Source organism: Streptomyces sp. NPDC028298 (genome assembly GCF_055565895.1).
Genome location: NZ_JBVHTL010000003.1, coordinates 366,333 through 379,014, shown reverse-complemented (window position 1 = coordinate 379,014; position 12,682 = coordinate 366,333). Strand labels below are relative to the sequence as shown.

10 protein-coding genes are annotated in these 12,682 nt (G+C 72.7%); 6 read left to right on the top strand and 4 right to left on the bottom strand.

Annotated features, from left to right (window positions below):
* Positions 1 to 66: 66 nt before the first annotated feature.
* Together ACZ4TO_RS16845 and ACZ4TO_RS16840 are read right to left on the bottom strand one after the other, a co-directional pair.
* Positions 67 to 612 (bottom strand): hypothetical protein, encoded by a 546-nt coding sequence (locus ACZ4TO_RS16845; RefSeq protein WP_382786571.1) that lies wholly within the window; start codon positions 610 to 612, stop codon positions 67 to 69.
* Between the two features lie 232 nt (positions 613 to 844).
* Positions 845 to 1,630, bottom strand: coding sequence for a glutamate racemase (locus ACZ4TO_RS16840; RefSeq protein ID WP_468024538.1), 786 nt, complete (start codon positions 1,628 to 1,630; stop codon positions 845 to 847).
* Positions 1,631 to 1,688: 58 nt separating this feature from the next.
* Between ACZ4TO_RS16840 and ACZ4TO_RS16835 the strand changes: the two genes are divergently transcribed.
* The gene (locus tag ACZ4TO_RS16835; RefSeq protein WP_468024537.1) at positions 1,689 to 2,864 is read left to right on the top strand and encodes a glycosyltransferase; all 1,176 of its coding nucleotides are present in this window, start codon (positions 1,689 to 1,691) and stop codon (positions 2,862 to 2,864) included.
* Between the two features lie 7 nt (positions 2,865 to 2,871).
* Here ACZ4TO_RS16835 and ACZ4TO_RS16830 read toward each other — a convergent pair whose 3' ends face one another.
* A complete protein-coding gene (locus tag ACZ4TO_RS16830) occupies positions 2,872 to 4,200 on the bottom strand; it encodes a TerD family protein (RefSeq protein WP_468024536.1) in 1,329 nt (442 codons plus the stop codon).
* A 292-nt stretch (positions 4,201 to 4,492) separates the two neighbouring features.
* Between ACZ4TO_RS16830 and ACZ4TO_RS16825 the strand changes: the two genes are divergently transcribed.
* The 4 genes from ACZ4TO_RS16825 (at position 4,493) to ACZ4TO_RS16810 (ending at position 9,180) form a co-directional block, all read left to right on the top strand.
* Complete coding sequence (locus ACZ4TO_RS16825; RefSeq protein ID WP_355763715.1) at positions 4,493 to 4,918, top strand: DUF6643 family protein; 426 nt, start codon at positions 4,493 to 4,495, stop codon at positions 4,916 to 4,918.
* 45 nt (positions 4,919 to 4,963) lie between these two features.
* On the top strand, positions 4,964 to 5,788 hold the full coding sequence (locus tag ACZ4TO_RS16820; protein WP_385039561.1) for an MOSC domain-containing protein: 825 nt from the start codon (positions 4,964 to 4,966) through the stop codon (positions 5,786 to 5,788).
* Between the two features lie 184 nt (positions 5,789 to 5,972).
* Positions 5,973 to 6,578 carry an Rv1733c family protein gene (locus tag ACZ4TO_RS16815; RefSeq protein ID WP_468024535.1) on the top strand — a complete coding sequence of 202 codons (606 nt, stop codon included), beginning with the start codon at positions 5,973 to 5,975 and terminating at the stop codon, positions 6,576 to 6,578.
* Between the two features lie 172 nt (positions 6,579 to 6,750).
* Entirely contained in the window at positions 6,751 to 9,180 is a 2,430-nt protein-coding gene (locus tag ACZ4TO_RS16810) for a right-handed parallel beta-helix repeat-containing protein (RefSeq protein WP_382786589.1), read from the top strand.
* 10 nt (positions 9,181 to 9,190) lie between these two features.
* Here the strand turns inward: ACZ4TO_RS16810 and ACZ4TO_RS16805 are convergent, their stop codons facing one another.
* On the bottom strand, positions 9,191 to 11,554 hold the full coding sequence (locus ACZ4TO_RS16805) for a hypothetical protein (protein WP_468024534.1): 2,364 nt from the start codon (positions 11,552 to 11,554) through the stop codon (positions 9,191 to 9,193).
* Positions 11,555 to 11,835: 281 nt separating this feature from the next.
* Here ACZ4TO_RS16805 and ACZ4TO_RS16800 point away from each other — a divergent pair, with 281 nt between their 5' ends.
* A complete protein-coding gene (locus ACZ4TO_RS16800; RefSeq protein WP_468024533.1) occupies positions 11,836 to 12,663 on the top strand; it encodes a DeoR/GlpR family DNA-binding transcription regulator in 828 nt (275 codons plus the stop codon).
* Positions 12,664 to 12,682 lie beyond the last annotated feature (19 nt).

Here is a 12,682-nt window from a genome sequence, read left to right as displayed (position 1 = left end):
TACACGATCCCCAGGGCGAGCACTCGGACGGTCACCCCGATCCGTGAACGACGCCCGGACAGGGCCTCAGCGCGCCACGCCGGTCGTGTCCGGACGCAGCCTGCCGCGGATGATCCGGACCGCCGCCTCGGCGTTGTCCACGGTGATCGTGAACGTGTGGCCGTCCCCCAGGCGCAGCACCACGCCCTCGCCGCGCCGGACGACGACGGCGGTTCCCTGCTCGGGCCGCCAGCGGTACCCCCAGCCGCCCCACTGACGCGGGGTGACCTGGGGCGCGAAGTCGGCGCCGACGACCGTGGACAGCGGGATGCGGCGGCGCGGCAGCCCCATGTGGCCGCAGCGCACCTCCAGACAGTCCTCGTCCACCCGCACGGCGACGTGCACGAAGGCGAGCGTGCCGAAGAGGATGAGCAGTCCGGCGGCGATGCAGCCGACGACGGACATGACCAGCGGTGCCGTTCCCGACGTCCAGCCGGAGCCGACGGCCAGCTCGATCCCGAGAGCCAGACAGGCCACACCGCCCAGGGCGGGCAGCAACTGGACGCGGTTCCTCGCACGCCCGGTCCAGATCGCCGGGTGCGGGGAGGTTTCGCCGTGGGGGTGGTCCCTCATGCCCATGAGAGTACTCAGATTCCGCTCTGCGGGCACCGGGTCGCGGAGCGTCACTCCGCCGGGTGGACGAGGGCCCCACCGAGGGCCCCACCGAGGGTGTCCCTATGGTGACCGGACGTGCCCGGGGAACGGGTGTCCGCATGTGTCCCACGGGTGTCCAGGGCAGGGCGTCCCCAAACGGGGACGGCAGCCCGAGTGGTGGAGCGAGCCGATGTGAGGGCCGCTCCGTCGCTCAGCGTGCGGGGCTGACCGCCGACAGGATGCGGCCTTCCTCGTAGGTGAGCGCCGTGGCGGGCAGCGCGCCCTCGCGGCCGCCCAGAAGCACGGTGACCGCGGAGTCGGCGGGGGCCGCGGGGTCCGGCAGCTCGCCGATGCGGCGCAATGCCTGGGCGGCGACCGCTCCGGCGGAACCGTGCAGCACGAGCGGCGGGCGGCCGGGACGCTGCACGGCGGCGCGGATGCGCTCGGCGACGAGCTCGTAGTGGGTGCATCCCAGGACGACGGCCGTCACGTCCTCGGGGGTGTGCGCGGCGGCCGCCTCGATCGCCGCGTCGATGGCGGCCTGATCGGCGTGCTCGACGGCGGCCGCGAGGCCGGGACAGGCCACCTCGGTGACCGCCACTCCGGCGGCGAACTCCTCGATCAGTCCGCGCTGGTACGGGCTGCCCGTGGTGGCGGGCGTGGCCCAGATCGCGACGGGTCCGCCGCCGGCCGCGGCCGGCTTGATGGCCGGGACGGTGCCGATGACGGGCACCTCCGGTTCGAGGCGGGCCCGCAGGGCGGGCAGGGCGCGTACGGAGGCGGTGTTGCAGGCGACGATCAGGGCGTCGGGGCGGTGCAGCGCGGCGGCCTCGGCGACCGCGAGGGCACGCGCGGTGACGTCTTCCGGCGTGCGGGGTCCCCAGGGCATGCTGCCGGGGTCGGAGGAGAGGACGAGATCGGCGTCGGGCCGCAGTCGACGCACCGCGGCGGCAGCAGCGAGCAGTCCGATTCCGGAGTCCATGAGCGCGATCTTCACCCGGTCACCATAGACGATCCGTGTTGACGGGCGACCTCGGTGGGGCAGACTGCGGCGAGTGAGCGCCCTCCTGTGGATCGCCGTCGGATCACTGGCAGCGTGGCTGTGGCTGCTGCTCTGCCAGGGCTTCTTCTGGCGTACGGACGTACGGCTGCCCGCCCGCCGTGAGCCGTCGGACTGGCCCTCCGTCTGTGTCGTGGTGCCGGCCCGGGACGAGGCCGCCGTCCTGCCGGACAGTCTTCCCTCGCTCCTGGCCCAGGACTATCCGGGGCGGGCCGAGATCTTCCTCGTCGACGACGGCAGCTCGGACGGCACGGGCGAGCTGGCCCGTGCGCTGGCCCGCCGGCACGGCGGGCTGCCGCTCACCGTCTGCTCACCGGGTGAGCCGCCGGCCGGCTGGACGGGCAAGCTGTGGGCCGTGCGCCACGGCATCGGTCTGGCCCGCGCGCGGGACCCCGAATTCCTCCTGCTGACCGACGCGGACATCGCGCACGCCCCGGACAGCCTGCGGCTCCTGGTGGCGGCGGCGCGCACGAGTGGCTTCGACCTCGTCTCGCAGATGGCGCGGCTGCGGGTGGAGAGCCTGTGGGAGCGGCTCGTCGTGCCCGCCTTCGTCTACTTCTTCGCGCAGCTCTACCCCTTCCGCCGCATCGCCGTGAAGGGGTCGCGGACGGCGGCCGCGGCGGGGGGCTGCGTCCTGCTGCGCGCGGACACCGCGGAGCGGGCGCGGATCCCGGAGTCGATCCGGCATGCCGTGATCGACGACGTGGCGCTCGCCCGTGCCGTCAAGCGGGGTGGCGGCCACATCTGGCTGGGCCTCGCGGAGCGGGTGGACAGTGTCCGCCCCTATCCGCGGCTGCGTGATCTGTGGCGCATGGTCTCGCGCAGCGCGTACGCCCAACTGCGGCACAGCCCTCTCCTGCTGGCGGGGACGGTCGCCGGGCTCGCCGTGGTGTATCTGGTGCCGCCGGTCGCAATGGTGGCGGGACTCGCCTCCGGGAACGCGTGGGTGGCCGCCGCCGGGGGGCTCGCCTGGCTGGTGATGACGGCGACCTACGTACCGATGCTCCGGTACTACCGGCAGCCGCTGGCGCTCGCTCCCCTGCTGCCGGTCACCGCGTTCCTCTATCTCCTCATGACGGTCGATTCCGCCGTACAGCACTACAGGGGGCGCGGCGCGGCCTGGAAGGGCCGCACCTACACGCGCCCCGGCGCCGCCCTCGACGAGAGCTGAGGACGGGTCATTTCCGGCCGGGCGTCCAGTTCATGCCCCAGCCGTAGGCGTGGTCGACGGTGCGCTGGGGGCTCACCCCACGCGCGGGTACGAGGTACCGGGCCTCGCGCTGGACGACGAGGTCGGCGCCGTTGCCGGTGATGAGGGCGAGCGCGCAGACGGTGGAGGGCACCGTGCACTCGTCGAGGGAGAAGTCGATGGGCGCGCCGTTCTGCGGCTGGAGGGTGACCGTGGCGTGCAGATCGGCGAAGGAGCGGGCGCCTTCGTAGATGGTCACGAAGATGAGGATGCGCCGGAAGCTCTGCTTGTGGTCGAGGTTGATGGTCAGGTTCTCGCCACTGGCCACGGCCCCGGTCCGGTCGTCCCCGTCGAGGTGTATGAACGGCGGCTGGTGCAGGGCCCCGAAGGCGTTGCCGAGGGCCTGTACGACTCCCTTGCGGCCGTCGGAGAGTTCGTACAGCGCGCACAGGTCGAGGTCGAGGTCCGCGTGCATGGCGACGGCCCGGCCGCGTTTGCTGCCCCAGCCCGAGAACTGCTTGCGCACCTCCCAGTTGAGGTTCACGCGCATGGCGCCGCCCGTGCCGCCCTGTTTGGCGAGGGAGACCGAGGGCGCCTCCTTGGTGAGCGTGACCTTGGAGAGACGGACGGGGGCCGGAGGGGCCATGGGCGGCTGGGGGGCCATGGGGGGCGGCACGGTGACGGGCGGGGCGACCGGCGGCGGCACGGTGACCGGTGGTGCGACGGGGGGCGGCGGCCCCTGTACGAGGGTGGCGGGGCCCTGCGGAGCGGCGACGGGAGGGGTCGTGTGCTGCGGCTCGTCCACCGTGATGCCGTAGTCGGTGGCCAGCCCTTCGAGGCCGCTTCCGTAGCCCTGTCCGACGGCGCGGAACTTCCAGGCGCCCTGGCGCCGGTAGAACTCGCCCAGGACGAAGGCGGTCTCCACGGTCGCGTCGGTGCTGTCGAAGCGGGCGATCTCCGTGCCGGCCCGCGTGTCGAGCACCCGGATGTACAGACCGGGTACGCGCCCGAAGGAGCCGCCGTCGGCGGACGCGGCCAGGACCACGTTCTCGACGACGGGTTCCACGCGCGTGAGATCGACGAACAGGGTGTCGGTCACCTGGCCGCCGTCGTCGCGCTTGCCCTCGTGGCGGACGGCGCCCGAGGAGTGCGCGGGCTGGTTGTAGAAGACGAAGTCGCCGTCCGAACGAACCTTTCCGGCCACCAGCAGAAGGGCGGACGCATCGACGTCGGGCACCCCCTGTCCTGAACGCCACCCCAATTCCACTCGGAGTGCGCTCGTCGGGACATGAACATTGGATCCCTTAGGCATTGACATGTACGCCCCCATCGCGTGTCTCCGCACCGGTGCGAGTCCCGAACGGACCCCCGGCTCCGTTCCGGCCAAACCTAATCCCCAGGTCCGCCGACTCCCATGGCTCTCGCAGGAAGATCCTGGTCAACCGCCGGTAACCCGTCCGAGGCTGGGCCTTTACACGATCTCAACCATCTTTGACGTCCTTTTTTGCCAAGTTCGCTCGCATTGGGGATCCCACGTCACCACGGACACCAAAAAACAACCCTCTTATCGGTCTCCCCAACCAGCACATCGTGGGCTTAACTTATGTGCCATGACCTCCCCCCGCTCCACCTATGGCGGCGGTTACTACTCCGCCTTCCCGGACACCCCGATCTACGACTCCCTGGTCGCCGAACGGGGTACCCCTCAGATCGCCCCGATCCGGGTCCCTTCCGCCTACGACTCGGGCATGAGCAACAACCTCCCGGCACTGCCGTCCGCGCTCCCCGCGCTGCCGGCCGGCCCCTCTTCCTACGGCTACCAGCAGGCCCAGCAGCCCTCGCCGCTGCAGCAGGCCCCCGCGCCGTACATCCCGCAGCAGGCCGGCGCCCCCCGGGGCTACCCCAGCCCGCAGCCGCAGCAGCCCCGCCCGATGGCGGCCCCCTCGGGCTTCGAGGCCATGCGCCCCGCGGCTCCGCGGCCCGCCCCCGCTCCGTACCAGGACCCGTACAACGGTCAGCAGTACCGCGGGTACTGACCACCCCCGACCGGATTGTCGGTGCTTCCTGGCACCATGGCGGTCATGGGGAACGCGGTACTGCACTCGATTCACGTCCATCCGGTCAAAGCCTTCCGGAGCGTCTCGCTCCAGGAGGCCGAGGTCGAGCCCTGGGGGCTGGCCGGAGATCGACGCTGGGTCCTGATCGACGACGGGGGAAAGGTCGTCACGCAACGCGAGCAGCCGCGTCTGGCGCTGGCCGCCGCCGAGACACTCTCCGGCGGCGGCCTTCGCCTGTCCGCCGAGAACCTTGAGCCGGTGACGGTCGAGGTGCCCGAACCCCTCGGCACGACCACGGTGGAGATCTTCGGCGACAAGGTGGAGGCCGTCCTCGCCGACGCCGCCGCGCACGACTGGTGCAGCCGGCACGTGGGCGCGGACGTACGCCTGGTCCACATGGACGATCCGGCCGTCCGCCGGCCCGTCGACCCGGAGTTCGCGCTCCCGGGCGAGACCGTCAGCTTCGCCGACGGTTATCCGCTCCTCGCCACCACACTCGGATCGCTGGACGCTCTCAACTCCCTGATCGCGCGGGGCGACCGGGCCGAGGAGGGCCCGGTGCCGATGAGCCGCTTCCGGCCGAACGTCGTCATATCGGGCACGGACGCCTGGGCCGAGGACGACTGGACGCGGATCGCCATCGGCGATGTCACGTTCCGGGTCACCAAGATGTGCGGCCGTTGCATCGTGACCACGACCGACCAGGACACCGCCCGGCGCGGCAAGGAACCGCTGCGCACGCTCGCCCGGCACCGGCGCTTCGGTGGAAAGGCGATGTTCGGGCAGAACCTGGTGCCCGAGAACCGCGGCTCGGTGCGGGTCGGCGACCCGGTCACGGTCCTGGCGTAGCCGGCCGGACGACATCGCGCCAGAGCCGGGCCACCGGGAACCCCGCGGCCGGGCGGGATCGTTGGGTCTTTGGGAGAAGTTCAGGAAGGGCCCTGGGGGAGGGTGATGTCGGCCTCTCTTCCAGGACCTCCCGTGTGAACGGCTCCGCCGCTGGACATCACGGAGGGGGAAGGGGGGCTGGACGGTGCGCGCGATCATCGGTATCTGGCGCTGGCGGCGCAATCCGCTGCGCCGTACGACAGATCTCGTGGAGGCCTGGCTTGCCCTGGCCACGCTCCTGCTCGTCCTGTTCGCGGCACCCCTCGCCGGAGTGGCCGTCGGGGCCTCCGTGCAGGGGACGCTGCAGAAGGCGGTGCGGGACCAGCGCAAGGACCGGCACCACGTGGCGGCCGTCGTCGTCAAGAAGCTGTCGCGGGGCCCGCTGGCTCCCGACCCCGAGACCCCGTCGGGACGGGACCCGCACAGCCGGGTCGTGGCCGACTGGACCGCGCCCGACGGCACCCCGTGGCGCGGCACGGTGATCGCCGACCTCAAGTCCCCGCGGCCGGGCGACCGGTTCGCGATCTGGACCGACCGGCACGGCCGAATAATGGGCCGCCCGCTGGACCGTGCCACCGCGACCGCGCACGCCGCTCTGGCGGGTTTCGGCGCCGCCGTGCTGGCGGCCGGACTGCTGGAATGCGGCAGGCGGTTGATCCTCTGGCACATGATCCGCCGGCGTCACACCCGGTGGGACCGGGCCTGGGCCAAGGCGGGTCCCGACTGGGGCAAGGCAGACACCGGTAGCTGACGGCCTTCCCGCTCCGGTCAACCGGGCACCCCCGCGCACGCTACGGTGGACCGGCCGAACTGTTCGGCACCGCCGTGAGAGGCTGTCGGGCAGGGCCCGGGATGCCGATCGACGGGGCATCGGCACGACCTCGCAGGACCCGCGTACGACGAGGTGGGGGCACAACAGCGCCATGGCACAGGGCACGGTCCAGGTGACGCACACCGGAACCTCGCGGTGGCGGCGCCGCACGGGTGAGTACGCTTCGCTGGCCGCCGCCCTGGAGGCCGCGGCCGAAGGCGACGTGCTGACCATCGCTCCCGGCACCTACCGGGAGAACCTGGTGGTGGAGCGCGCGGTGACCCTGCGCGGACCCGAGGGCTCCCCCGGCTCCGTACGCATCGCGCCGATCGACGGCGTGGCACTGACCGTTCGCGCCTCGGCCGTCGTCCAGGACCTGCACGTGGAGGGCCAGGACTCGGCCTCGCCCGCGCTGCTCGTCGAGGACGGCACGCCGGAACTGCTGGACATACGGATCGTCACCCGCTCCGCGGCCGGGATAGAGGTCCGCGGGAGTGCCCGCCCGACCGTGCGCCGGTGCACCGTCGACAACCCGGCCGGCGTCGGCATCGCCGTGCTGGACGGCGGAGGCGGGGTGTTCGAGGAGTGCGAAGTCGTGGCGGCCGGCCAGTCGGGAGTCGTGGTCCGCGGGGGCGCGCGTCCGCGACTCGAGCGCTGCCGGGTACACCACACCTCCGGTCCGGGGCTGTCGGCCACCGGCGAGAACTCCTCGCTGGAGGCGGTGGGTTGCGAGGTGTACGAGGTCAAGGGCTCCGGGGTGCAGATCACCGCCCGGGCCGTGGCACACCTCACCGACTGCGACGTGCACCGGACGACCGCGGACGGCGTCACCCTCGACACCGACGCCGTGCTCACCCTCGCCGACTGCCGCATCCACGACATCCCGGAGAACGCGGTCGACCTGCGCTCCCGTTCGGTGCTCACCCTGACCCGCACGAGCGTGCGGCAGTTCGGACGCAACGGCCTGTCGGTCTGGGACCCGGGCACCCGCGTCGACGCCAACCAGTGCGAGATCTTCGACAGCACGGGCGACTACCCCGCGGTGTGGGTGAGCGACGGGGCGACCGCCGTCCTGGACTCGTGCCGCGTGCACGACGTGCCGGACGCGCTGTTCGTCCTCGACCGGGGCTCACGCGCGGACGTCGTCGACTGCGACATCTCCCAAGTGCGCAACACGGCGGTGTCGGTGAGCGACGGAGCGACCGCCCAGCTCGACGACTGCCGGATCCGGGACGCGGCCACCGGAGCCTGGTTCCGCGACCACGGCAGCGGCGGCACGCTGTCCGGCTGCATCATCGACGGCACCCAGACCGGCGTCATCGTCACCAAGGGCGCCGATCCGACCTTCGAGCGCTGCACGGTCACCTCCCCCGCCGAAGCGGGCTTCTACGTCTCGGCGGACGGCCGGGGCAGCTTCACGCACTGCCGGGTCGCGGACAGCGGAGGCTACGGCTTCCACGTGATCGACGGCTGCCGGTCGACGTTGCGCAAGTGCCGTACGGAGCGATGCGCGCGTGGGGGCTACGAGTTCGCCGACGCGGGCTCGGCCCCCGGCTCGGGTCCGGTCGTCGAGGACTGCGCGAGCGACGAGAGCGCGTCGCTGCGCACCCCGGCGCACGAGGCGGCGGTCGAGACGTCGGCTTCGTCCGTGAGTCTGCTGGGGACGATCCCCGGTCAGCGCAGCACCGAGCGGGAACCGGCCGTCACCGGCACCGAGCCCGCCGCTCCGGCCCGCGGACCGAAGATCGTCCTCGGTGAACTCGACACACTCGTGGGCCTGGACAACGTCAAACGCGAGGTGCGCGCCCTCACCGACATGATCGAGGTGGGCCGGCGCCGGCAGGAGGCGGGCCTCAAGGCGGCGTCCGCACGGCGCCATCTCGTCTTCACCGGCTCCCCCGGTACAGGCAAGACGACCGTCGCCCGGCTGTACGGCGAGATCCTGGCCTCGCTGGGCGTGCTGGAACGGGGTCATCTGGTCGAGGTGTCCCGGGTGGATCTCGTCGGCGAGCACATCGGGTCGACCGCCATCCGCACCCAGGAGGCGTTCGACCGGGCGCGCGGCGGCGTGCTGTTCATCGACGAGGCGTACGCGCTGTCCCCGGAGGACTCGGGCCGGGACTTCGGGCGTGAGGCCATCGACACGCTGGTGAAGCTGATGGAGGACCACCGGGAGGCGGTGGTGGTCATCGTCGCCGGGTACACCGCGGAGATGGAGCGGTTCCTGTCGGTCAACCCCGGGGTGGCGTCCCGCTTCTCACGGACGATCACCTTCAACGACTACATCCCCACCGAGCTGCTGCGGATCGTCGAGCAGCAGGCCGAGGAGCACGAGTACCGGCTGGGTCCGGGCGCGCCCGAGGCGGTCCTGAAGTACTTCACCTCCATCCCGAGAGGGCCCGCCTTCGGCAACGGCCGCACAGCACGGCAGACGTTCGAGGCGATGGTGGAACGGCACGCGGGCCGGGTCGCCAAGCTGGACGAGCCGAGCACGGACGACCTGACCCTGCTCTACGCGGAGGATCTGCCGGACCTGCCCTGAGCGCTCGGCTCTAGCGGGGCCGGGGGCCCGGGACCTCGGGCAGGAGCCGTTCCAGCAGGAGTTCCCGCTCGGCGGCGAAGACCGGGTCCGCCTGGTAGTCGGAGTGGCCGAGGACCGGGGCGGGCAGCGGCTGCCGGTCGGTGCGCCCGTAGGCGAGCGGGTCCTTCAGGGGCTCGTGGTCGACCTCGGGGCCGCAGTCGCCGGGCAGCCGGACGGGCCCGCCGATCGGGTCGGTGCGCCGGTACAGGTTGCGCCAGCAGGCGACCTCGCGGTGCAGCGAGGCCAGCGCCGCCGGGCCGAAGTGGGCCGGGAACCAGCGTCCGTACAGGCGCTCCAGCGGTGAGCCGTAGGTGAGCAGCGCGATCCTCCCCCGGACCGAGGGCTTGAGCTGCCAGGCCGCGGCGGCCGCCAGCACACTGCCCTGGGAGTGTCCGGAGAGCACCAGGCGTCCGCCGGTCGCCCGGGTCCAGGTGGCCATCCGCCAGGTGAGGTCCGGCACCGCGCGCTCCGCGTAGCAGGGCGGGGCGAAGGGGTGGGCGGCACGCGGCCAGAAAGTGCCGACGTCCCACAGGATCCCGATGGTGCGGCGGGCGGCCGGGTCCTTGTAGGCGCGCCGGCCCCAGGTGACGAACAGGATGAAGCCGAGGCCGATCAGCCAGGAGCCCAGGGCCTGCGCGGTCTCGGCCGCGCCGTGGACGAAGCCGCTCGTGCCCCGGGCGGCCTCGCTCGGGGTGTCACCGGTGGCGAGGGCCCCGGCCAGGGAACAGCCGCCGAGCAGCAGGGTCACGGAGGACAGGACGCCGATCATGAGCGGTGCCCGGTCGGTGAGGGCGGCCATCGCGCGGGTGCTCGCGATGCGGCGGGTACGGGCGGAGTCCCTGGGTTCGCCCGGGTACTCGCGCTCGACGGCGGTCATCTCGCCGCGGCGCAGCCGCCAGGTGCGCCGGGCGAGCCAGCCGACGAGGGCGAGCAGGACGACGAGCAGCGGTGGGATCACCGAGGCCTGCCAGGTCAGCAGGACGGGCGGCCCGGGGATCGAGTGGCGGGTGCCGTCGAGCCAGTCGGCGACCCGCTGGGACACGCCTCCGGACATGACACCGCCGAGCGCGCAGCCGAGCATGGCGACGGCCGGTCCGGCGAAGCCGCGCATCGCGGTGCGCGGGCCGGGGGCCCCGTCCGCCGTCGGGCCGGGATCCGTGACCTGGGGAGCCGTGCGGTACAGCGCGCGGGCGACCACGCACAGCGCGATCACGAGCAGTCCCTGTACGAGGGTGAGGCCGCCGAACGTGGCGTCGCCCGCCAGGCGCCCCGACGACTGCCAGTGGGGCCGTGACCAGCCCGCGTACACCAGGGTGAGGGCGAGCAGGGCGGCCGCGCCGAGCGGCAGCCGGCGCACGAGCGCCTGGTCGCGTCCGTGGTCGATCCGGTTCTCGCTGCGGCCGCGGCGGCAGACCACCCACAGCACAACGGCCCCGCCCGCCACGAGGGTTGCGTTCAGGAGCCCGCCCAGTGTCTCCAGTAGGGCGGACCCGCCCGGGGCGCGGTCGTGGTGGGTGGCCGGGGAGGCCACGGCCGCGGCGACGGTCAGGAACCCCGCGGCGGTGTGCGCGGCGCGCAGCCGGGCCACCAGCCGGCGCCCGTACCAGAAGCCGGGTCGGCCGAGTCCCGTGCCGTCGGTCTCCTCGTGGGCCTCGGCCGCGCGGGCGATCGGCTGCTGCGACTCGTACGCGCTCCACGTGCGGTGGGAGAGGTACCACAGGAGCGTGGTGAGCGCCGTGGGCACCAGCGCGGCCACGGCGAGGCGGCGGCCGGGCAGGCTCCACCAGCCGGCGTCGGGCCGGTCCGGGGAGAGGAATCCGAGCCAGGAGTGGTTGCGCACGCACAGACGGGTGCCCGCGCACTGCCAGGCGGCCAGATCGAGGGCGACCTCGCAGGCGGCGGCGACCAGCAGCACCGTGAGGGTGAGCCCGGCCAGACGCACGAGCAGCCCGTACAGGCGCACCGTCCGTCCGTGACCGTGCGAGGCCGGGCGCATCCAGTGCGCGAGGTTGACCACCATGAAGGGCAGGAGGAGGAGCCACAGGGCGCGGGCTCCGTTGCCGGACGTGAGGTTGCACCACACGTACGCCTCGCGCACCGGTCCGCCGCGGGGGTCCCCGGGGCGCTCCTCGGCGTCGGCGTCGTCGGCGCGCCGGAAGACGGCGGCCGTCGCGTCGCCGGTGATCCGCACCGTCCGCGGATCGTTCAGCATCTCCTCCGGCGTGGCGCCGCCCACGCCGTGGACCAGGAGCTCCAGGGCCGCTCCGGCCGTTCCGGGCCGCTGCGCGGGGCTGCCGGGCTCCCCGTCGACGGCTTGTTCCCGTGCACGATCCACTGTTCCGCACTTCCCCGTGCCACACGTGTCTCAGGTGTCATGTGCAGGCACAAGGCTCTCGCGCCGGGGGCGTCGTGCGCACCCGTAGGCACCAAATCTCCCCGATACGTGTGAACGCCGCGGCACAGGAGGGGCACAGCGGGCGCACGGGCAGTGGCGCGACCGAGGGTGTCCCGTGCAAGGATGGGGCGTCCTCCAGACCTCGGGCAAGGAGTATGTCCACGTGGGAGTGGGTTCGGACGGAGTGTCGGGCAGGCAGCGGCGAAAGGACCGGAGCGGTCGTGAGTGAGAATCAGAACCTCCTCGCGGAGCAGCGGCGCGCTCTGATCCTCGACGAGGTGCGTCGCCGCGGTGGCGTCCGCGTGAACGAGCTGACGCGAAGGCTCGGTGTCTCCGACATGACGGTCCGCCGTGACCTGGACGCCCTGGCCCGTCAGGGTGTCGTCGAGAAGGTGCACGGCGGCGCGGTGCCCGTGGTCGAGGCGAGCACGCACGAGCCGGGTTTCGAGGCCAAGTCGGGTCTGGAGCTGACCGCCAAGGAGGACATCGCGCGGACCGCGGCCGAGTTGGTCGCGGCGGGTTCGGCGATCGCACTCTCCGGTGGTACGACGACGTACGCGCTGGCTCATCATCTGGTGGACGTCCCGGACCTGACCGTGGTCACCAACTCGGTCCGTGTGGCCGACGTGTTCCACTCATCGCAGCGCACCTCGGGCCAGCGTCAGGGGGCCGCGACCGTGGTCCTCACCGGCGGGGTGCGCACGCCGTCCGACTCGCTCGTCGGGCCGGTCGCCGATCAGGCCATCGCGGCCCTGCACTTCGACGTCCTCTTCCTCGGTGTGCACGGCATATCGGCCGAGGCGGGGCTGTCGACGCCGAACCTCGCGGAGGCGGAGACCAACCGGCGGCTCGTGCAGTCCGCGCGGCGGGTCGTGGTGGTGGCGGACCACACCAAGTGGGGCACGGTGGGCCTCAGTTCGTTCGCCGCGCTGGACCAGGTCGACACGCTGGTGACCGACGGCGGCATGCCCGCCGATGCGCGCGCGGAGATCTCGGAGCACCTGCGCCTGGTGGTGGCCGGTGAACCCGAGGACGATACAGACATCTGACGGTCCGCCAGCTAGGGTG